Origin of the sequence: Rhizobium atlanticum (assembly GCF_030182485.1) — a bacterium.
In the GTDB taxonomy this organism is placed as follows: Bacteria; Pseudomonadota; Alphaproteobacteria; order Rhizobiales; family Rhizobiaceae; genus Rhizobium.
The window spans coordinates 1-18,870 of record NZ_JAQJCJ010000014.1; the positions used below are offsets into that span (position 1 = coordinate 1).

Genomic DNA, 18,870 nt, shown 5'->3' on the forward strand with positions numbered 1-18,870 from the left:
CCCCTGCACCGGCCACCCCTGCACCGGCGGCCCCTGCCCCGGCCCAGCAGCCCCCGGCTGCCAACCCGAATATCCAGGTGACGCCCGGCCAGACCCAGCCGCAGGCGCCGGGCACAGTGAAATCCAATCACGGCGCATGGTCTGTCGTCTGCGACAAGCCGGCCGGCGCGGCGACCGAGCAATGCGCGCTGATGCAGAATGTCATCGCCGAGGACCGGCCGGAGGTCGGGCTTTCCGTCGTCGTCTTGAAGACGGCCGACCGCAAATCGAAGATCCTGCGCGTGCTGGCGCCGCTCGGCGTGCTCCTGCCGAACGGCCTCGGCCTCAATGTCGACGGCAAGGATATCGGCCGCGCCTATTTCGTCCGCTGCTTCGCCGACGGCTGTTATGCCGAAGTCGTGCTGGAGGACGAACTGCTCAAGACCTTCCGCAGCGGCGCCCAGGCCACCTTCATCGTCTTCCAGACCCCGGAAGAAGGCATCGGCATCCCCGTCGACCTCAAGGGCTTCGCCGAAGGTTTTGACGCGCTGCCGTGAGGGCGGCTGGCCCGGATTTCGAACGCTGAGCGCAGCTCCGCTTCCCTTCAAACCCGAGCATTTCACGGGGCCCGCGAGGCAGCCATGGATCCCAGGCTCAAGGCCTGGGATGACGGAGGTTGGGGTGGGCTGCCGCCAAACTCGACGACAGCGCATGGCCGGTGCTCTTCCCTCGCCTTCCATGTGTTACTCCGCATGTCGCCTCACACTCCGTCATGCTCGGGCTTGACCCGAGCATCCACGCCGCACTCGGAGGCGCCCATGATCCCAAGTTCGGTGGCATGGTACGACGAAGGTTAGAGTGCCGTTGCTGCATAATACCTCGTACGAGACAATTCCCCTCTCAACTTGCCATTCCAACTCCAGCAATAATAATTCCACCGCAGGGCTTCACTCTTTATCAACAGGAGCCCTATCTAAGGCGCAAGCGCATTCCCGAACGCATGCCATTGGAGCCAGACCATGACCACCGATCTCCTGACGCTTTTCGATGCCGACGAGGCCACGATGCGGGGTCTCGTCGCCGAGGCGCTCGCCGGCGCCGATGACGGCGAGCTGTTTATCGAGCATGCCCAGGCCGAGGCGCTGACCTTCGACAATGGCCGGCTGAAGGGCGGCAGCTTCAATACGGAACAGGGTTTCGGACTTCGCGCCGTTGCCGGCGAAGCCGTGGGTTATGCCCATGCCGGCGACCTCTCGGTGGCGGCGCTGAAGCGGGCGGCCGATGCGGTCGGCGCGGTGACGCGCGGCTATTCCGGCAGCTATGCCGCCGCTCCCCAGGGCACCAACAAGAAATTCTACGGCGACCAGAACCCAATCGGCCAGCCGAGCTTCGAGGAGAAGGTCAAGGTCCTGCAGGACATCGACGCCTATATCAGAGGCAAGGACGACAAGGTGCGGCAGGTTACCGCCTCGGTCGCGGCGAGCTGGCAGGTCGTCGACATCCTGCGCGCCGACGGCCACCGTGTCCGCGACATCCGGCCGATGACGCGCATCAACATTTCCGTCGTAGTCGGTGAAGGCGAGCGGCAGGAGAGCGGCTCTTACGGCAGCGGCGGGCGCATCGGCTTTGGCGATTTCATCGCCGAGGGCAGCTGGCAATATGGCGCCGACGAGGCGCTGCGCCAGGCACTCGTCAATCTGGAGGCGATCGATGCGCCGGCCGGCACGATGGACGTCGTTCTCGGCTCCGGCTGGCCGGGCGTGATGCTGCACGAGGCCGTCGGCCACGGGCTGGAAGGCGATTTCAACCGCAAGAAGACGTCGGCCTTTGCAGGCCTTCTCGGTCAGATCGTCGCCGCGCCCGGCGTCACCGTCGTCGATGACGGCACGATCGACAACCGCCGCGGCTCGATCACCATCGACGACGAGGGTACGCCGTCCGGCTACAACGTGCTGATCGAGAACGGCAAGCTGGTCGGCTACATGCAGGATCGGCAGAATGCCCGGCTAATGGGCATGGCGCCCACCGGCAATGGCCGCCGCCAGGGCTATGCCCACGTGCCGATGCCGCGCATGACCAACACCTATATGCTCGGCGGCGACAAGACGCCTGATGAGATCATCGCCTCGGTGAAGAAGGGCATCTATGCCGTCTCCTTCGGCGGCGGCCAGGTCGACATCACCTCCGGCAAATTCGTCTTCGGCTGCACCGAGGCCTATCTGATCGAGAACGGCAAGCTCGGCGCGCCGATCAAGGGGGCGATGCTGATCGGCAACGGCCCGGATGCGATGAAGCGGGTGTCGATGATCGGCAACGACATGAAGCTCGATACCGGCATCGGCAATTGCGGCAAGGCCGGCCAATGGGTTCCGGTCGGCGTCGGCCAGCCGCATCTGCGCATGGATCAGATCACCGTCGGCGGCACGCAGACCTGAGGCGGAGTATTTGATCATGGCAGAGATCGAAATCAGACCCTTTGCCGCCGGCGATGCCGATGACGTGCTGTCGGTGATCCTGCCGATTCAGCGCGAGGAGTTCGGCATCGACATCACAGCCGATGCGCAGCCGGATCTCCGGGTCATCCCGGATTTCTACCAGTCCGGCAAAGGTCAGTTCTGGGTCGCCGTCAAGGACGGCGCGATCGTCGGCACGCTCGGGCTGAAGGACATCGGTAATAATCAGGCAGCGCTGCGCAAGATGTTCGTCGCCGCCGAGGTTCGCGGCCGCGAGCACGGCGTGGCGGCGCGGCTTCTCGAGCGCCTCTTCGACCACGCCAGAGATGCCGGCCTCACCGACATCTTCCTCGGCACCACGGACAAATTCGTTGCCGCCCATCGCTTCTACGAGAAGAACGGCTTTACCGAGATTGCCAAGAGCGCCCTGCCCCGCTCCTTCCCGCTGATGACCGTGGACACCAAGTTTTACCGGTATAAGGTCGGCTGACTGCAGATGCTGCAAAGGGTCGACGGCCGGTAATGGCCATGTTCCTGTCGCGCCACAATTGTCATAAAACTGTCACAAACCGAAACTCGGCCCTATCTCTTCAACGGGATAGGGTTTAGGACGGCTCGTCATCCATAGCGCAGATCAAAAATCACGAGGTGTTCATGCTGGGTTGGTTTCGGAAGTTGATGCCGCGCGAAGACCGGTTTTTCGTCCTTTTCGAACAACATTCCAGAACGATCGTCGACGCCGCACAGGCTCTGGACAGGTTGCTGTCGGGAATAGAGATCGAGCATCAATGCGAAACGATCGTGCGGTTGGAAGATCAGGCCGACGATATAACGCGCGAAGTCATGCAGGCCGTCCGGCGGAGCTTCATCACACCTTTCGATCGTGGAGACATCAAGGATCTCATCCAATCCATGGATGATGCGATCGACATGATGCACAAGACCGTCAAAACCATCCGGCTCTTCGAGCAGACCAGCTTCGATCCGGGGATGCAGGAGATGGGCAAGACCGTTGTGGAAGCTGCCAATCTCATCGCCGAGGCCATTCCCTTGCTTGATCGCATGAGCGCCAATGCGCCGCGGCTTTCTGCGATCGTCGAGCAGGTCACGCGGGTGGAAGGGCGCTCCGACGAGTTGCACGAGCAGGGGCTCAAGGATCTGTTTCGCCGGCACGGCGCCGGCAATGCGATGGCCTATATGATCGGCAGCGAGATCTACGGCGAGCTGGAGAAGGTGGTCGACCGTTTCGAAGACGTCGCCAACGAGATCAGCGGCATCGTGATCGAGAATGTCTGATGGATGCCGCCCTCGCTCTTCCGCTTCTTGTCGGCCTCATCGGCGTCGCGCTGCTGTTCGATTTTCTCAATGGCCTGCATGATGCGGCCAACTCGATCGCAACAATCGTCTCGACACGGGTCCTGAGGCCGCAATATGCGGTCTTCTGGGCGGCATTCTTTAATTTCATCGCCTTCCTGTTCTTCGGCCTGCATGTGGCCGAGACGCTCGGGACCGGCATCATCGACCCGGCGATCGTCACACCGCAGGTGATTTTCGCGGCCTTGATCGGCGCCATCGTCTGGAATGTCGTAACCTGGATCTTCGGCATTCCCTCCAGTTCATCCCATGCCCTGGTCGGCGGGCTGGTCGGTGCGGGCCTTGCCAAAACCGGCTTGAGTTCGATCGTCTGGAGTGGCCTTCTCAAGACCGCGAGCGCCATCGTCATGTCGCCGTTGATCGGATTCCTGCTGGCATTGTTCCTCATTCTGGCGGTGACCTGGACCTTCATCCGGCAAACGCCTTTTGCCGTCGACCGGTCCTTCCGTTTTCTGCAATTCGTGTCGGCATCGCTCTATTCGCTCGGTCACGGCGGCAATGACGCCCAGAAGACCATGGGCATCATTGCCGTGCTTCTTTACTCGCAAGGCTATCTCGGTGGCAGCTTCCACGTGCCGCTCTGGGTGGTGATTTCATGCCAGGCGGCGATGGCGCTCGGCACCTTGTTCGGCGGCTGGCGCATCGTCCATACGATGGGCTCGAAGATCACCCGGCTGAACCCGATGCAAGGATTCTGCGCCGAAACGGGCGGTGCCTTGACGCTGTTCGGCGCCACCTGGCTCGGCATCCCCGTTTCGACCACCCATACCATTACCGGCGCCATCATCGGCGTCGGCGCCGCCCGGCGCGTCTCCGCCGTCAGGTGGGGGCTTGCCGGCAACATCGTGATCGCATGGATCATCACCCTGCCGGCCGCGGCAATGATTTCGGCAGTTTCGTTCTGGCTCGTGAGCCTGTTGAGCCAGCTCTCTTAGAGCAATTCCAGGAAAAGTGCGAAGCGGTTTGCCGTCCGGAATTGCGTAAAAACAAAAAGTTAGAGTGGTTCAGCGCTTCCGTGAAAACCTGAACCGCTCTAGTCGATCGGACAGCTGACGTGGCGCTTAGGTGTTGGGCGTCTGTGCCGGCTGAAACCGCCACTTCCGTTCGATCGCGGCGGCGATGTCGATGTCGTTACGGCGAGCAAACAGCAGGAGGTGACCGAGCAGGTCGGCAGTCTCGTCTGCGAGATCGCGCCTGATATCCTCGGGAGAGCGGCCTTTGGCACGGCCCCGACCGGTCAGCCGGTTCCAGGCCTGGGTGAGCTCTCCCATTTCCTCCTGCAGCTTCAAAAGGAACCAGTCGTCATCCCGCTCGATGCCGCTCTCGGCGACATGGACAGCGGAAGCGGCTTCGAACTGGTCGGCGAGACGGCGCAGCATGGATGTTCTCCTTTTGTTTATGGAGGAGACGCTGATTCCCGCTGCTTGTCCAGAGCCGAGTATGATGCCGCTGGGATCAGCTGTGGTCGGGCAGCAGCACGCAGTCATAGGAGCGCTGCTTCAGCGCATCGCAGGCGGAGGCGGCGGCGTCCTTGCTCGCGAAGCCGACGAAGCGGGCGCGATAGATCCGGTTCGCCCCCTGCCCGACCGCCTCAGTGTAGGGCGAGGCGGAAACCAGCGGTGCGCCGCCTTCCGACTGGGCCTGTGCAAGAAGCGCACGCGCCGCATCGGCGCTGGGGGCCGCCGAAATCTGGATCTGCCAGGTGCCGTCGGTTTTCTCGGCCGGAGCCTTGCCGGTCTTGCCGGCATTCAGGATCTCGTCCATGGCGACAGGACGTTCCAGCGGCACGACGGCGTCATCGGCATAAGCCAGGCTCTTGGCTGCGGGATCTTCGTCCGGGCGCCGGGCGTTGAGCGGCACCGGAACATCGGAAGAGTCAGCCGCAGACGCGACTTCGACCGGTTCCCTGGCGCCGACGCTCGCCATCAGCCTGGCGCCGCCGGATGACGAGGCGCGGCCGAGATAGCGGTCGAGCAGCGCTTCCATCCTGGCGTCGCGGCTGCGGGCGGTGCGGCCGCCGAGCACGACGCCGACGACGCGGCGGTTGCCGTCTCTGACGGCGCTGACGAGGTTGAAGCCGGATGCGTTGGTGTAACCCGTCTTGATGCCGTCCATGCCCTGGTAGCGGTACATGAGATTGTTGTGGCCGCGCACGGTCTTGCCGCGGAAACTGAAGCTTGCCGTCGAGAACAGGCGGTATTCATTGGGATAATTCTTGATCAGCGCCACGGCGAGCGTCGACATGTCGCGCGCCGTCGTCACCTGGCGGCTGTCCGGCAGGCCAGAGGCATTGACGAAGACGGTGCGGCTCATGCCGAGCTGGCGGGCTTTGGCCGTCATCATCCGGGCAAAGCCGGCCTCCGAACCGCCGAGCGTCTCGCCGATCGCGGCAGCGGCGTCATTGGCGGATTTGACGATCATGCCATAAACTGCCTCGCGCACTGTTATGGTGCCCCCGGCCTTGACGCCCAGCTTGGTCGGCGGCCGCGCGGCAGCGTATTTCGACATCTGGATCGGCGTATCCCAGGCGATCTTGCCGCGTTTCAGCGCCTCGAAGGTGAGATAGAGCGTCATCATCTTCGTCAGCGAGGCCGGATGGTTCAGCGTATCGGCGTTTTCGGAGGCGAGGACCTTGCCGGTGCGGGCATCGAGGACCAGCGAGGCGCTGCCGGCAAGAGCCGCAAGCGGCGCCGAAACGGCCAGCGTTACGGTCAAAACAGCCGCCAATAGCTTTCTCATGGAGTTCCCCCTGATGCGCTGGCTCTCGATGGGCCGGCCATGTGTCGTAATGTGACAGAAGCCGGAAGTTTGGCGCGACTTTGCGGCAACGCCTACGATTTTTCTAGTCTTTTCATCGCCTTGGTTAACAGAAAACGAAAGAAGCTGTGTGAAAGCGGGATTCAGCAAGGCTTAAGCCGCCGTTGCTAGTTTGTGGCAAACGACAATGGGCGGCGCATGACGGGGCAATTGAAGCGACTGGCAAAACGCGTGGCGATCGGCGCCGGGCTCGAGGCATCCTCGTTGATCGCCGCGGCCGGCCTGATGCGGCAGGCGCGCGGGCGCGGGGTCATCTTCACGCTGCACCATGTCCGCCCGCACGAGCCCCACGCCTTTGCGCCGAACGCGCATCTTGAAATAACGCCGCATTTTCTCGATGCGGCGCTCAGGCGACTGACGCGCGACGGCTTTCGCTTCGTGCGGCTCGACCAGCTGCCGGCGCTTCTGGCCGAACCCGAGGGCGGCCGGCCGTTTGCGGCCTTTACGCTCGACGACGGCTACATCAACAACATGGAGCATGCGCTGCCGGTGTTCGAGCGGCATCGGGCGCCTTTCACGGTGTTCGTCACCAAGGGTTATGCCGAACGTTCCCACAGCATCTGGTGGGAAACGCTCGCCGTCCTGTTGCGACGGCCAAAAGAAATCCGCTTCGATTTCGGCCACGGCAGCGAGCGGCTGGCCCTCGCCGACCCGCGGCAGCAATGGGATGCCTTCGACCGCTTCGCCGGGTATATCCACCGCTTCGACGAGGCGCGCGCCGTTGCCACCCTCGATATGCTGGCCCGGGAACACGGCATCGAGCCGACCGATATCGTGCGCGATCTGGTGATGGGACCGGTGCAGTTGCAGCGGCTCGCCCGACATCCGCTTGCAACGCTCGGCGCCCATACGATCAGCCATCGCGCGCTTGCCCGCCTGCCGGAGGCCGAAGCGCGGATCGAGATGGAAGTTTCGGCCGATTATGTCGAGGCGCTGACCGGCGCCCGTCCCGCCGCGATTGCCTATCCCTACGGCACGCCGGAGGCGGCGACCGCCCGCGAGGAGACACTTGCCGGCCGGCTGGGCTTTTCGGTCGCGGTCACGACGCAGCCGGGGCTGCCGGCGACCGGCAAGATCGGCTATCTCCCGCGCATGTCGCTGAACGGCTACTACCAGAAGCGGCGCTACGTCTCGGCGCTTGCTTCCGGCATTCCGCTGAAACTGATGGGCCGGTAGAGGGTAAGCTAAGGGTACATCCGTACCTTTTCCCAGGCCCCGACTGGGGATGGGCGACGAAATTCGATGCGGTCATGCAGGCGGAACTGCTGATCTTTCCAGAATTCGATCGAGGTCGGCCGGATGCGGAAGCCCGACCAATAGGGAGGCCGGGGTATCTCGCCAATGGCGTAGCGGGCGGTGTATTCCGCCACCGCCTTCTCCAGCGCGAATCGGCTTTCGAGCGGACGCGATTGTTTGGAGGCCCAGGCGCCGATGCGGCTGCCGCGCGCCCGCGTCTTGAAATAGGCGTCGGCTTCGGCGTCGCTCACGATCTCGACAGGTCCTCGCAACCGCACCTGGCGGCGCAGGCTTTTCCAGTGGAAACACATGGCGGCTTTCTTCTGCCCCAAGATTTCGCGACCTTTCTGGCTCTCGAAATTGGTGTAGAAGACGAAACCGTCATCGTCGAATCCCTTCAGGAGCACCATGCGGACATTGGGAAGACCATGCTCATCGACCGTTGCCAGCGCCACCGCATTGGGATCGTTCGGTTCGGAGGCCTCCGCCTCCTTCAGCCATTCGGCAAAGAGCTTGAAGGGCTCGCCACTTTCGGTAAAGTCACCGCTTGTTAACTCGTTTGCCGACATATTGGTTCAAATGCCCCGGATTATTCAAAACTCGCCCAGCTTTTGATAACTGGACAGGACGCAGGGTGGAAGTCATAGCAAAGTCATATCGCCATACAAAGGGCCTGCGGCAACGCAGCAGCGTCTTCCTGGTTGTCGGCGCCGCAATGCTGTCGCTTTCCGGCTGCCTCGCGGGCGGGATGGATTTCTTGAGCGAAGCCAAGGTCGACCGGTCGGTGGCCACCGGCACCGTGCCGCAGACGCCGCCGAGCACCGACACGCTTTCGGACGAGATGACAGTGCGCAACGCCGTGACCTCGGCCGATGTGCACAAGCTCGAAGGCCAGCCGCTTCCCTGGGCGAATGCATCGACCGGCAGCGCCGGCGTCATAGATACGATCGTCGAAAACAACGAGTCGGGCCAGGTCTGCCGGCAGTTCCGCACGACGCGGCATTCCTATGTCGGGATCGCCAAATTCTACGGCAAGACCTGCCTCGTCGGCGGCGGCAACTGGCAGCTGCTGAGCTTCCAGCCGGAAAGTTAATTTCCGGCGGGAAAGCTAATTTCCGGCGTGAAAGTTAAAGTCCGGCGGGAAATTTGATCTGCCGGAACCGATTCGGCGCGCGACAGTTAACGGCCGCCTGCTTTGTCGCGAATGCTTAGCAAAGAGCTAACCATTTCCGGCAAAACACTCCCCATCTCTCCACGGAAATAAGAAGTGATTAGCAACTCGGCCGCACGATCGGTGTCGAGAGTGGCTATGCGTGCCTTTGTGGCCGGTGGCGCCTCACATGTTGATATTGAACTTCGATATTGGGCGGGGATGCCGGGCAATGACAGGCGTCACCCGCATCGCAACACCGGCGGTTTTGACATGCGCGATCCTTACAAAATTCTGGGCGTCAAGCGCGACGCGGCGGCAGAAGAGATCAAGGCGGCCTGGCGCAACATGGCCAAAGCAGCCCATCCCGACCACAATCAGGACGATCCGACGGCGACTGCCCGCTTCGCCGAGATCGGCCGCGCCTACGAAACGCTGAGAGATCCGCGCAAACGCAGCCTGTTCGACAATGCCGTGCGGGTGGCGGAAGCCAAGAAGCAGGAACAGACGATCATGCAGCAGCGCCAGGCGGCGCGCGAGGCTGCGGCCCGCGCCAAGGCGGCGCAGGCCAATGCCGAGCGGGTGATGGAAGAGCTTGCGCGGGCTGCCCAGAAGGCCGCGGCCGAAGGCCCAAAACAGCAGACCGGCACCGGCGAAGGTGCCGAAGAGATGGTCGAGCGCATTTTCGGCGCGCAGACACGCGCTGCGGCAGGCGGCCAGGCGCAGGGCCGCGCCCAGCAGACGCAGACGCAGGGCCAGACGCAGTCCGAAGCGGGCAAACGTGTGGATGGCGAGGCCCCCGAAGCCGAGGAGGAACCCGGCGAGACATCAAACAATGCCGCCAACCTGTCGCTGCCGCTCAGCATCCTGACATCGCTGGTGCGCCGTTTCACCGGCGCCAAGGATAGCGGCCTCGAGAAAGCGCCGGACGAGGTGACGACGGCGACGGTCACGGTCGACGACGTGCTGAAAAGCGGCTGGATCAACACGTCGTTGCCGGAGGGCCGCGAAATCGGCTTCGTGCTGCCGGCCGGCACCACGGATGGGCACGAGATCAGGCTCAAGGGACAGGGCTTCAAGCTGCCGGGCATGCAGCGCGGCGATGCCGTCGTCAATATCCGCATCGCCCCCGATCCGCGCTTCACCGTCGATGGTTTCGACCTGCACGCCGTGCTGCCGATCAGTATCGAGAATGCCGTGCTCGGCACCGAGGCGCGCATCGACGGCCCGGCCGGGCCGCTTGATATCACCGTTCCCGCATGGTCGGGCTCGGACAAGACGATCGCGATTCCCGGCCAGGGATTGCCGCGGGAAGACGGCAGCAGAGGCGATCTCGTCGTCGAATTGCGCATCATCCTGTGGGAAAAACCCGACGACAAGATCACAGATCTCATGCGGAGCATGCGCGAAGGCCTGTTCCTGTGAAATTCTTATGACATTCGCACCCTTTGTTACGATCCCTAACAGTTGATGATCCAGGCCAAGCTTGAACCGATTAACGGCCTATGCCATAGGCAGGATCGATCAGAATCCTAGGGAGCGAAATATGGCTCAAGCATCCGGCCTCATGGCAGGCAAACGCGGCGTCATCATGGGTGTCGCCAACAATCGTTCGATTGCGTGGGGTATTGCCAAGGCCATTCATGCGCAGGGCGGAGAAGTCGCGCTCACCTATCAGGGCGATGCGCTGAAGAAGCGTGTCGAGCCGCTTGCAGCCGAGATCGACGCGACGCTCGTCGGCCACTGCGATGTCGCCGACGAATCCACCATCGACGCGGTTTTCGAAAATGTCGAAAAGCTGTGGGGCAAGATCGATTTCCTCGTGCATGCGATCGGCTTTTCCGAAAAGGACGAACTGACCGGCCGCTACATCGACACCTCGCCCGACAATTTCACCAAGACGATGCAGATTTCCGTCTACTCCTTCACCTCGGTCGCACGCCGCGCCGAGAAGCTGATGACGGACGGCGGCTCGATGCTGACGCTAACCTATTACGGCGCCGAAAAGGTCATGCCGAACTATAATGTCATGGGCGTCGCCAAGGCCGCGCTCGAAGCGAGCGTCAAATATCTCGCCGTCGATCTCGGGCCGCAGAACATCCGCGTCAACGCCGTTTCGGCCGGGCCGATCAAGACGCTCGCCGCCTCCGGCATCGGCGATTTCCGCTATATTCTGAAGTGGAACGAATATAATGCCCCGCTGCGCCGCACGGTCACCATCGAGGAAGTCGGCGACGTCGGCCTCTATCTGCTGTCCGACCTGTCGCGCTCGGTCACCGGTGAAGTGCATCACGCCGACAGCGGCTATCATGTCATCGGCATGAAGGCGGTCGACGCGCCGGATATTTCGGTCGTCAAGGACTAAGTCCCCCCGGAGTCGAGACCGTGCTCATCTACGTGATCAGACACGGTCAGACCGACTGGAATGCCGAGCGTCGCCTGCAGGGCCAGAAGGATGTGCCGATGAACGCCATCGGCCTGGAACAGGCCCGGCAGAACGGCATCGAGCTGGCCAAGATCCTCGGCGATACCGTGGGCGAATTCGATTTTGTCGCAAGCCCGCTCGGACGCACGCGCGCAACGATGGAGATCATGCGCGCCGCCATGGGACTGCCGCCGCTTGCCTATCGCACCGATCCGAGGCTGGTGGAGATTTCCTTCGGAGACTGGGAGGGCTCGACGCTCAAGGAACTGAGGGCGACGCAGGCCGAGCGGGTGGCCGAACGCAATGCCTCGAAATGGGATTTCATTCCACCCGGTGACGATGCGGAGAGCTACGAGATCCTCTCCTGGCGCACAAGCGCATGGCTGCGCTCCGTCGATCGCCCGACTGTCTGCGTCACCCATGGCGGCGTCATCCGCACGCTGTTCCAGGCGATTGCCGACCTGCCTAAGAGCACCGCCGCCGAAGGCGGTATACCACAGGACCGGATCGTCAGGATTGATACGCGCGAGCGGACGATCGTCTGGCTGTAGGCATCAGGGCGCTGCGCTCAGTGCTGGTCGGATTGGGATGGGAGCGAGTTGTTTGGCCCGGGGGAGATCGCCGATATGAGCCCCTCATCCGGCTGCCGCCACCGAACCGGGGTCGAGCCACGTGTCTCGACCCGTCCTCCGGACCCACGCTCGCGGGGCGAAGGGACATGCCGCGCCCTCTCCGGTCCACTCGCTTTCGTGGGGCAAGTCCCTCGCCCCGCGAGCGGGGAGAGGGTTAGGGTGAGGGGCAGCCATTGGCGCCAACCTCACACGACCATTCTCCGGAAACTGCCTACTTGACGATATCGAGGTCGTTGATGACGCGTTTGCCGTCGACCTCGGTATAGAAGACGATGACCTTCACGCCGGCTTCGAGGCCGTCGAAATTGAATTCCTCCGGCGCCTGATAGGTCTTGCCATCGTCGAGCGTCAGCACGAGATTGGCCGTGTCGACCTTCTTGATCGTCGCCTCGACATCGGCGCTCTCGGCAAAACCGCTCATCGGCGACAGGAAACTTGCTGTGGCCAAAAGCGTGGCGACGACGAAACGCATGGCAACAATCCTCTTGAAACGCTGCACGAGAACACTGGCCACAGATAATCTCCTGAATATGGCGAAAATTGCCCGTAAGAATGGCTTTTCCCGCCCAATTGATGAATGGCATTTTAAACATAATCAAGGCGCTGCGTTAACCACGCCCGTTGCCTCGCTGATCTCGCCGCTGCTGCGGCCGGAACTGGATGGCGGCTGGCTTCGTGACGGCCATGCCGCAAAGGAGCGAAACAGCATTTCCGCCGCTGCCGGTTTGACGCAAATAAAGGCTTTTGCCTCGGCGGTTTTTTGGCCTATGAGTGTCGCGCCTTTTCAAGCAATGGCGCGGCCGGCGGCGACCGGCGTTCAGGCGCCGCCGTGGGAACACATGTCACACAATACATTCGGTCACCTCTTCCGCGTAACCACCTGGGGCGAAAGTCATGGTCCGGCGCTCGGCTGCGTCGTCGACGGCTGCCCTCCAGGTCTGCGCTTCAAGCTCGAAGACCTCCAGGTCTGGCTCGACAAGCGCAAGCCCGGCCAATCCCGCTTCGTGACGCAGCGGCGCGAGGACGATCTGGTGAAGGTGCTGTCCGGCGTCATGCTCGATGCCGACGGCGAGACGATGACGACCACAGGCACGCCGATCTCCATGCTGATCGAGAACACCGACCAGCGCTCCAAGGATTATGGCGAGATCGCCCGGCAATACCGGCCCGGCCATGCCGACTATACCTATGACCTCAAATACGGGATTCGCGACTATCGCGGCGGCGGCCGCTCCTCGGCGCGCGAGACCGCCGCCCGGGTTGCGGCCGGGGGCATCGCCCGCCTCGTCGTGCCAGGTGTCACCGTGCGCGGCGCCCTGGTGCAGGTCGGCAAACACAAGGTCGACCGCAGCAACTGGGACTGGGACCAGGTCGGACAAAACCCGTTCTTCTCGCCGGATGCGGCAATCGTGCCGGTCTGGGAGGAATATCTCGACGGCATCCGCAAGGCCGGCTCGTCCATCGGCGCTGTTATCGAAGTGATCGCCGAAGGCGTGCCCGCAGGTCTCGGCGCGCCGATCTATTCCAAGCTCGACCAGGACATCGCCTCGCTACTGATGTCGATCAATGCCGTCAAGGGTGTGGAGATCGGCAATGGTTTTGCCGCCGCCGAAACCTCAGGCGAAGACAATGCCGACGAGATGCGCATGGGCAATGACGGAACGCCGATCTTCCTTTCCAACAATGCCGGCGGTATTCTCGGCGGGATCTCGACCGGACAGCCAATCGTGGCGCGTTTCGCCGTCAAGCCGACCTCGTCGATCCTGACCGAACGCCAGTCGATCGACGCCGATGGCAAGAATGTCGACGTGCGCACCAAGGGCCGGCACGACCCCTGCGTCGGCATTCGCGCCGTGCCGATCGGCGAGGCGATGGTCGCCTGCGCCATTGCCGATCATTATCTTCGCGACCGCGGCCAGACAGGCCGTCTGAAATAGGAGCGTCCATGTCTTACGATCAGAAGCGCGTCGTCGACGCCATCAGGGCCTTCGAGGCCGGCGAAATCGTCGTCGTCATGGACGACAATGACCGCGAGAACGAGGGCGATTTGATCGTCGCCGCCGTCCACACCACGCCGGAGAAGATGGCCTTCATCGTGCGCCACACCTCAGGCATCGTCTGCGCACCCATGCCGAAGGAAGAGGCCAAGCGCCTCAACCTCAACGCGATGGTGGCGGAAAACGATTCGGCCCACACGACCGCCTTCACCGTCTCGGTGGATTTCAAGCACGGTACGACGACGGGCATCTCGGCCGACGACCGGACGTTGACGGTGCGCAACCTCGCCAATCCGAATGTCGGGGCCGCCGATTTCGTCCGTCCCGGCCATATCTTCCCGCTGGTATCGCGCGAAGGCGGCGTGCTGATGCGCTCGGGCCATACGGAAGCGGCCGTCGATCTCTGCCGGCTCGCCGGCCTGCCGCCGATCGGCGTCATCTCCGAACTGGTCAATGACGACGGCACCGTCACCCGCGGGCCGCAGGTTGTCGATTTCGCCGAGAAGCACGGGCTGAAGCTCGTCTCCGTCGCCGACCTCATCGCTTATCGCCAGCGCAAGGAAACGCTGGTCGAGCACGGCGCGAGCTTCGACATCGACACGCCGTTCGGCAAGGCCAAGGCCCACACCTATGCCCTGCCCTGGGACCCGATGCAGCATCTCGCCGTCGTCTTCGGCGACATCCGCGACGGCGTCGACATTCCGGTGCGCCTGCATCCGGAAAATGTCGCCGAGGATCTCTTCGGCAAGAACAGCCCGGTCGACTTCTACATGGAGAAGATCGCCGCCGAAGGCCGCGGCATCATCGTCTATCTGCGCGAGGGCTCCGTCGGCGTCGGCCATTACGACAATGGCCGCAAGGCCCGCAACCAGGGCCGCGAAGCCCATGCCGAGGCGCAGACGCGCGAGAGCGAATGGCTGGAAATCGGCCTCGGCGCCCAGATCCTCAAGGATCTCGGCGTCAGCTCGATCAAGCTGCTCACCAGCCGCGAGCGCCACTATGTCGGCCTGGAAGGTTTCGGCATCAAGATCAGCAAGACGGAGATCTGCTGAGGGGAGGCCCTCCCCTTCCTCATCAAGGCATGACTGGCTATCTGATTTCGCTAGCGGATGGCATTGGCAACAGGTCTCTGCGCGGTGAATGGTTTTCTCGTGTGCACCCCACTCTCCGCCATGCTCGGCCTTGAGCCGAGCATCCACGCCGCATCCATCAGCAGCAGCCGCATGGATCCCAGGCTCAAGGCCTGGGATGACGGAGAGTGTGGTTGGCGTTGTTGCCTAAAATCGCCGTCGGCGTACAAAAACGCCTTCATTCGGCCGGCTCTAATGACGGCCTTCCTTGTAAAGGCGAGAGACGGGCAGAGAGCAATTCGACTACCCTCTCCACCCCTCCAAAAGCACCACCTTCTCGACGCCAGTAAACCGCGCCACCCGATCCAGCTCGGCCTCCAGCCTCTCCAGCCGCCCGGTTGAAGCCTTGACACCCGGTTCCAGCCAGAGTCGCCTGACGTCGAGCGTCGATTTCTTGCGATCGGCCTTCATGTCGATGCGGCCGATCAGCCGGTCGCCTTCGAGCAGCGGGAAGACGTAATAACCATATTCACGCTTGGCTTCGGGCACGAAGACCTCGATGCGGTAGAAGAAGCCGAACAGGCGTTCGGTGCGGTTGCGGTCGCGGATCATCGGGTCGAAGGGGCTGAGCACGCGGATGCGCGGCGGAGCGTCCGGATAGGTGTCGAGCGTCGAGAGAAAGTTGGCAAAGGCCCAGGACGGGCGAGGCTTGCCGCCGGGCGCCGGTTCGATCAGCACTTCGGTCAGTTCGTCACGATGGGCTGATACCCAGCCCTTGGCCTCGTCGGGCGAGACCAGGTTCCAAAAGGCTGCGATCTCGCCGTGGGTGGCGAAACCGAGGCGGGCAAGCGCGCTGCGGCAGGCCCAATCGACGAAGTCTTCGCGGCTCACCTCCGGCTCGCGGAATTCAGCGGGGATAACGCGCTCGGTCAGATCATAGATCTTCTGGAAATTCGAGCGGCCGGCGATGGCGAACTTGCCGGTGTGCCAGAAATATTCGAGCGCCGTCTTGTTCGGATGCCAGTTCCACCAGCCGCCGGAGACGTGGCCATCGGCCTTGACGTCGCGCGCCAGCATCGCGCCGTCGCGCCGCACACGTTCATAGGTCTCCTCGAAAGCCGCCTCGAAACCCTCGCCGCGCCACTTGCGCCAGCGCTCGACGAGGACTTTCTCCTGGTGGCGGAACTTGTGCTTCCAATAGACGAAGAAGGCGCTGGGCAGGATGGAGGCGTCGTGCGTCCATTGCTCGAACAGCGCGCGCTCCTTTTCGAGCAGCGCCTTCAGATGCTCGCGCCGATAGGTCTGGTTGCGGGAAAACAGGATCTGATGATGCGCCCGCTCCACCGTCTGGATGCTGTCCACCTGGACGAAGCCGAGATCGTGGATCAACTGCAGCAGGCCGGCCTTGGTCAAGGCGCGGTTCGGTGGGGCGCTGAGGCCCTGCTTGGCAAGAAAGACACGGCGGGCATCGGAATTGGACAGCAGATTCGTCATGCATCCATCATAACGCGGAAAATCTTCCTAGCCACCCGATTATCCGCCCAAATGTCGGCATCGCGATTTGCGCTTTCATCATCCTAGCTTCCCCGTATAGAAGCACTGCTGTCGGGTTGGCGCCAATGGCTGCCCCTCACCCTAACCCTCTCCCCGTAAACGGGGCGAGGGGATGTGCCCTGCGAGGGGCCCGCGGGGAACCGAGAGGGCGCGGCATGGTCCCTTCGCCCCGTTTACGGGGAGAAGGTGCCGGCAGGCGGATGAGGGGCCGGCATCGGCAACCCCTCCGGTAGAAAATGCGAGGGAATTAGTTTGGATATTCGCTTCGAAGGCGCCGGTGTCAGTTTCGGGGCGCGGGTGGCGCTCGAGCCGCTGACGCTCGGCATCACCGGCAAACGGATTGGCATCATCGGACTGAATGGCTCGGGCAAGACCACCTTTGCGCGGTTGATCAATGGGCTGACCAAGCCGACTACTGGCCGCGTCATGGTCAACGGCCGCGACACGGCCGACGAGAAGACTGTTGTCACCGATGTCGGCTTCATCTTCCAGTCGCCGCAGAACCAGATCATCCTGCCGATCGTCAAGGACGACATCGCCTTCGGGCTGAAGCGGCGCGGCTTCAGCAAGGCTGAGATCGAGGCAAGGGTCCAAGGCGTGCTGGCCCGCTTCGGCGCCGAGGCGCTGGCCGATCGCCGGGCGCACGAGCTTTCCGGCGGCGAGCTCCAGCTGGCGGCGCTCTGCTCGGTGCTGGCGACCGGCCCGGGCATTCTCATCCTCGACGAGCCGACCAACCAGCTCGATCTCAAAAACCGGGCGCTGGTCGAGAGGATCATCGCCGGACTGCCGGAAAGCGCCATCGTCATCACCCACGACCTTGAGCTGATCGCCGGTTTCGATCGGGTGCTCGTGTTTCACGAAGGGCGGCTTGCCGCCGATGCGCCTGCGGCCGAAGCGGTCGCCCGCTATCGGGAGATCGCCGCCTGATGCAGACACTCTACGTCGAAGGCAACAGCCCGATGCACCGGCTCTCGCCGCGGGTAAAGCTCCTGTCGCTGACGGCCTTCGCCATCCTGCTGTTCATCGGCCACAATCTCCTCCTGCTCTCGGGCGGCGTCCTGGTGGCGGCGGTGCTCTACGGCACGGTCGGCCTGCCGCTCGGCGAGGCGTTGCGACGGCTGCGGCCGATCTTCCTGACGATTGCGGTCGCCGCCCTCTTAAACTTCATCTTCAATCCCTGGCAGGCGGCGCTCGTGCCCGTGCTACGGTTGACGGCGCTGATGCTTCTCGCCGCCAGCGTGACGGCGACGACTTCAATTACCGAGTTCATCGACGAGGTGACGGCGCTTGCCCGCCCGCTCGAACGCACCGGCCGGGTTCAGGCCGACGATATCGGCCTTGCTCTCGGACTGGTGCTGCGCTTCGTGCCTGAGATCGTCAACCGTTACCAGGCGATCCGCGAGGCGCACATGGCGCGTGGGCTGAAGGTCCGGCCGACAAGTATGCTTGCGCCGCTGATCATTCTGACGCTGAAGGACGCGGATAATGTCGCCGCGGCGATTGACGCGCGCTGCATTCGGCGGCATGGAAGTTAACGATTTTTTAATACGGAGTTCATGATGAGCACCCGCGACCTCGTCCTTACCGCCCTCTTTGCCGCGATCATCGTGGCGCTCGGCCTGCTGCCGCCGATCTCGCTCGGCTTCATTCCGGTGCCGATCACCGCTCAATCGCTCGGCGTCATGATGGCCGGCGTCGTGCTCGGCGCCCGGCGCGGCGCGATCGCCGTGCTGATCGTGCTGCTCCTGGTCGCGATCGGCCTGCCGGTGCTTTCCGGCGGTCGCGGCGGCCTTGCAATCTTCGCCTCGCCGACGGCGGGCTTCCTCGTCGGCTGGATCTTTGCCGCCTTCGTCACCGGCTATCTCAGCGAGCGCCTGGTCAACCACGGGCAATCCGGCCTGGTGCAGACGGTGAGCTTCTTCCTCGCCGCCATGATCGGCGGCATCGTCGTGCTCTACGCCTTCGGCATCACCTATCTCGCGACCGTCGCAGGCCTCGGCTTCACGAAAGCCTTCGTCGGCTCCATGGCTTTCATTCCGGGCGATGTGATCAAGGCCGTCGTCGCCGCCCTCCTTGGGCGCGCGGTCATGGTCGGCTATCCCCTGCTGCCGGCGCGCGCTTGAGCGTTTAGGGCCTATCCATACCGTCAGTGGCCGCCTTCCACCGAAGGTGGCCACTGCGTA

At 63.1% G+C, this 18,870-nt stretch carries 20 protein-coding genes; 15 read left to right on the forward strand and 5 right to left on the reverse strand.

Features of this window, described 5'->3' with window-relative positions:
- The 5 genes from PH551_RS20380 to PH551_RS20400 all read left to right on the forward strand — a co-directional run.
- The coding region (locus PH551_RS20380) for an invasion associated locus B family protein (RefSeq protein ID WP_285194663.1) at positions 1 to 536 on the forward strand (536 nt) is incomplete at its 5' end.
- A gap of 462 nt (positions 537 to 998) precedes the next feature.
- The gene (gene tldD, locus PH551_RS20385) at positions 999 to 2,414 is read left to right on the forward strand and encodes a metalloprotease TldD (protein WP_285194664.1); all 1,416 of its coding nucleotides are present in this window, start codon (positions 999 to 1,001) and stop codon (positions 2,412 to 2,414) included.
- A gap of 16 nt (positions 2,415 to 2,430) precedes the next feature.
- Positions 2,431 to 2,922 (forward strand): GNAT family N-acetyltransferase, encoded by a 492-nt coding sequence (locus tag PH551_RS20390; protein ID WP_285194665.1) that lies wholly within the window; start codon positions 2,431 to 2,433, stop codon positions 2,920 to 2,922.
- A gap of 164 nt (positions 2,923 to 3,086) precedes the next feature.
- A complete protein-coding gene (locus PH551_RS20395; RefSeq protein ID WP_285194666.1) occupies positions 3,087 to 3,728 on the forward strand; it encodes a DUF47 domain-containing protein in 642 nt (213 codons plus the stop codon).
- Positions 3,728 to 4,741 carry an inorganic phosphate transporter gene (locus PH551_RS20400; RefSeq protein ID WP_285194667.1) on the forward strand — a complete coding sequence of 338 codons (1,014 nt, stop codon included), beginning with the start codon at positions 3,728 to 3,730 and terminating at the stop codon, positions 4,739 to 4,741. The genes PH551_RS20395 and PH551_RS20400 overlap by 1 nt, the downstream gene beginning before the upstream one ends.
- Before the next feature lie 126 nt (positions 4,742 to 4,867).
- On the opposite strand, the gene PH551_RS20405 is transcribed toward PH551_RS20400, so the two are convergent.
- Positions 4,868 to 5,185 (reverse strand): nucleoside triphosphate pyrophosphohydrolase family protein, encoded by a 318-nt coding sequence (locus tag PH551_RS20405; RefSeq protein WP_285194668.1) that lies wholly within the window; start codon positions 5,183 to 5,185, stop codon positions 4,868 to 4,870.
- A 76-nt stretch (positions 5,186 to 5,261) separates the two neighbouring features.
- On the reverse strand, positions 5,262 to 6,545 hold the full coding sequence (locus tag PH551_RS20410; protein WP_285194669.1) for a D-alanyl-D-alanine carboxypeptidase family protein: 1,284 nt from the start codon (positions 6,543 to 6,545) through the stop codon (positions 5,262 to 5,264).
- Positions 6,546 to 6,761: 216 nt separating this feature from the next.
- Here PH551_RS20410 and PH551_RS20415 point away from each other — a divergent pair, with 216 nt between their 5' ends.
- Entirely contained in the window at positions 6,762 to 7,799 is a 1,038-nt protein-coding gene (locus PH551_RS20415; RefSeq protein ID WP_285194670.1) for a polysaccharide deacetylase family protein, read from the forward strand.
- An 8-nt stretch (positions 7,800 to 7,807) separates the two neighbouring features.
- Here PH551_RS20415 and pdxH read toward each other — a convergent pair whose 3' ends face one another.
- Entirely contained in the window at positions 7,808 to 8,428 is a 621-nt protein-coding gene (gene pdxH / locus PH551_RS20420) for a pyridoxamine 5'-phosphate oxidase (protein ID WP_085777196.1), read from the reverse strand.
- Positions 8,429 to 8,493: 65 nt separating this feature from the next.
- Between pdxH and PH551_RS20425 the strand changes: the two genes are divergently transcribed.
- The 4 genes from PH551_RS20425 to PH551_RS20440 all read left to right on the forward strand — a co-directional run bounded on the left by PH551_RS20425 (position 8,494) and on the right by PH551_RS20440 (position 11,985).
- Positions 8,494 to 8,952, forward strand: coding sequence for an RT0821/Lpp0805 family surface protein (locus PH551_RS20425; RefSeq protein ID WP_064800911.1), 459 nt, complete (start codon positions 8,494 to 8,496; stop codon positions 8,950 to 8,952).
- 330 nt (positions 8,953 to 9,282) lie between these two features.
- A complete protein-coding gene (locus tag PH551_RS20430) occupies positions 9,283 to 10,434 on the forward strand; it encodes a DnaJ C-terminal domain-containing protein (RefSeq protein WP_285194672.1) in 1,152 nt (383 codons plus the stop codon).
- A gap of 121 nt (positions 10,435 to 10,555) precedes the next feature.
- Entirely contained in the window at positions 10,556 to 11,374 is an 819-nt protein-coding gene (gene fabI, locus PH551_RS20435; protein ID WP_285194673.1) for an enoyl-ACP reductase FabI, read from the forward strand.
- A 20-nt stretch (positions 11,375 to 11,394) separates the two neighbouring features.
- The gene (locus PH551_RS20440) at positions 11,395 to 11,985 is read left to right on the forward strand and encodes a histidine phosphatase family protein (RefSeq protein WP_285194674.1); all 591 of its coding nucleotides are present in this window, start codon (positions 11,395 to 11,397) and stop codon (positions 11,983 to 11,985) included.
- A gap of 292 nt (positions 11,986 to 12,277) precedes the next feature.
- Here the strand turns inward: PH551_RS20440 and PH551_RS20445 are convergent, their stop codons facing one another.
- Positions 12,278 to 12,538, reverse strand: a complete 261-nt coding sequence (locus PH551_RS20445) for a DUF1344 domain-containing protein (RefSeq protein ID WP_003569889.1) — start codon at positions 12,536 to 12,538, stop codon at positions 12,278 to 12,280.
- 367 nt (positions 12,539 to 12,905) lie between these two features.
- On the opposite strand from PH551_RS20445, the gene aroC reads away from it, so the two are divergent.
- Positions 12,906 to 14,003, forward strand: coding sequence for a chorismate synthase (gene aroC / locus PH551_RS20450; RefSeq protein ID WP_285194675.1), 1,098 nt, complete (start codon positions 12,906 to 12,908; stop codon positions 14,001 to 14,003).
- An 8-nt stretch (positions 14,004 to 14,011) separates the two neighbouring features.
- A complete protein-coding gene (ribB, locus tag PH551_RS20455) occupies positions 14,012 to 15,115 on the forward strand; it encodes a 3,4-dihydroxy-2-butanone-4-phosphate synthase (RefSeq protein ID WP_085777193.1) in 1,104 nt (367 codons plus the stop codon).
- A 321-nt stretch (positions 15,116 to 15,436) separates the two neighbouring features.
- Here the strand turns inward: ribB and PH551_RS20460 are convergent, their stop codons facing one another.
- The gene (locus PH551_RS20460) at positions 15,437 to 16,627 is read right to left on the reverse strand and encodes a winged helix-turn-helix domain-containing protein (RefSeq protein WP_285194676.1); all 1,191 of its coding nucleotides are present in this window, start codon (positions 16,625 to 16,627) and stop codon (positions 15,437 to 15,439) included.
- A 312-nt stretch (positions 16,628 to 16,939) separates the two neighbouring features.
- Between PH551_RS20460 and PH551_RS20465 the strand changes: the two genes are divergently transcribed.
- The 3 genes from PH551_RS20465 to PH551_RS20475 are packed head-to-tail and all read left to right on the forward strand — an operon-like array spanning position 16,940 to position 18,810.
- On the forward strand, positions 16,940 to 17,614 hold the full coding sequence (locus tag PH551_RS20465; RefSeq protein WP_285194677.1) for an energy-coupling factor ABC transporter ATP-binding protein: 675 nt from the start codon (positions 16,940 to 16,942) through the stop codon (positions 17,612 to 17,614).
- Complete coding sequence (locus PH551_RS20470; RefSeq protein WP_285194678.1) at positions 17,614 to 18,222, forward strand: energy-coupling factor transporter transmembrane component T family protein; 609 nt, start codon at positions 17,614 to 17,616, stop codon at positions 18,220 to 18,222. The genes PH551_RS20465 and PH551_RS20470 overlap by 1 nt, the downstream gene beginning before the upstream one ends.
- Positions 18,223 to 18,246: 24 nt before the next feature.
- Positions 18,247 to 18,810, forward strand: coding sequence for a biotin transporter BioY (locus PH551_RS20475; RefSeq protein ID WP_285194679.1), 564 nt, complete (start codon positions 18,247 to 18,249; stop codon positions 18,808 to 18,810).
- Positions 18,811 to 18,870: the final 60 nt, after the last annotated feature.